Source organism: Acidovorax sp. KNOB132, from assembly GCF_057541515.1.
Genome location: NZ_BAAJYT010000479.1, coordinates 1 through 1,687 on the forward strand (window position 1 = coordinate 1; position 1,687 = coordinate 1,687).

A 1,687-nucleotide genomic window follows, 5' to 3' on the forward strand; every position below is an offset into this window, starting at 1 on the left:
CGCGCTGACCACGGGCGCGCTGTGCGCCGCGGGCTGGCTCGTGCTGCCCGTGGGCGCAGGCGCGTGGCTGACCGCACTGTGGCTGCTGGGCCTGCTGCTGCCCGCCTCCGAGGTCGCCACCAGCCTGGTGCACCGACTGGTGGCCTGGCGCCTGGGCGCGGCGCCCCTGCCCGGGCTGGAGCTGGCCGGGGGCATTCCGGCCTCGATGCGCACCCTGGTGGCCATGCCCACGCTGTTCACCAGCGCGGCGGATCTGCTGGAGCAGATCGAGCGGCTGGAGGTGCACTACCTGGCGGGCGGAGAGGGCGACATCGCCTTCGCGCTGGTGGCCGATGGCGTGGATGCGCCCACGCAGGACCTGCCCTCCGATGCCCCCCTCGTCGCACTGGCCGAGCAGGCCATCGCGGCGCTGAATCTGCGCCACGGCCCCGCGCCGCAGGGGCCGCGATTCCTGCTGCTGCACCGCCGCCGCCTGTTCAATGCGGCGGAGAGCACCTGGATGGGATGGGAGCGCAAGCGGGGCAAGCTCCATGAGCTGAACCGGCTGCTGCGCGGCGCGGCGGACACCAGCTTCGTGCCCACCCCGGCCGTGCCGCAGGGCGTGCGCTACGTGATCACGCTGGACGCCGACACGCGGCTGCCGCGCGACGCGGCGCTGCGCCTGGTGGGCAAGATGGCCCACCCGCTCAACCGCCCCCGGTTCGACCCGGTGTCGCAACGCGTCGTGGGCGGCTACGCCATCTTGCAGCCGCGCATCACGCCCTCGCTGCCCACCGGCAGCCAGGGCTCGTTCTACCAGCGGATCTCCTCCAGCCCGGGCGGCATGGACCCCTATGCGATGGCCATCTCGGACGTCTACCAGGACCTCTTCGGCGAAGGCTCGTACACCGGCAAGGGCATCTACGACGTGGATGCCTTCGAAGCATCGCTGCAGGGCCGGGTGCCGGACAACACCCTGCTGAGCCACGATCTCTTCGAAGGCACTTTCGCGCGCGCCGGCCTGGCCTCCGACATCGAACTGATCGAGGAAGCCCCCGCCCGCTACGACGTGGCCGCGCGGCGCCAGCACCGCTGGACCCGGGGCGACTGGCAGCTGCTGCCCTGGATCATGGGCCACTGGAGCGGGCCCCAGGCCGTGTCCGCCGTGGGGCGCTGGAAGATGATCGACAACCTGCGCCGCTCGCTGCTGGCGCCATCGGCGCTGCTGGCGCTGGGCATGGCCTGGGCAATGCCCACGGCGCCCGCCGCCGTCGCCATGCTGCTGGTGCTGCTGTTGCTGGCCATTCCTTCCTGCCTGCCGTTGCTCTCCAGCGCCTGGTCGCACCGGCCGGGCGTGCGGCTGCGCAGCCAATGGCGGGTGCTGGCCGCCGATGCGCGGATGGCCTGCGCCCAGACCGTCCTGGCCTGGAGCCTGCTGGCGGACCAGGCCTGGCGCATGGGCGATGCCCTGGTGCGCACGCTGGCCAGAATGTTCGCCACCCGCCGCCACCTGCTGGAATGGACGACCGCGGCGCAGTCCGGCCAGCGCCCCCGGCCGGGCGTGCGGGGCTTTTACCGGCAGATGGCCCCGGGCATGGCGCTCGGCCTGGCCGTGGCAATAGCCTCCATCGCGGCGGCGCCATCGCACTGGGCGGCCACGCTGGCGCTCCTGCTGCCGATGGTGTCGCTGTGGCTGGCGGCGCCCGCC

Annotated in this window: 1 protein-coding gene; it reads left to right on the plus strand. The window is 73.2% G+C overall.

The genetic code is table 11. The features are described from left to right. On the plus strand, nt 1-1,687 hold a 1,687-nt coding region (locus tag AC27IO_RS23915), incomplete at both ends, for a glycosyltransferase family protein (RefSeq protein ID WP_498741151.1).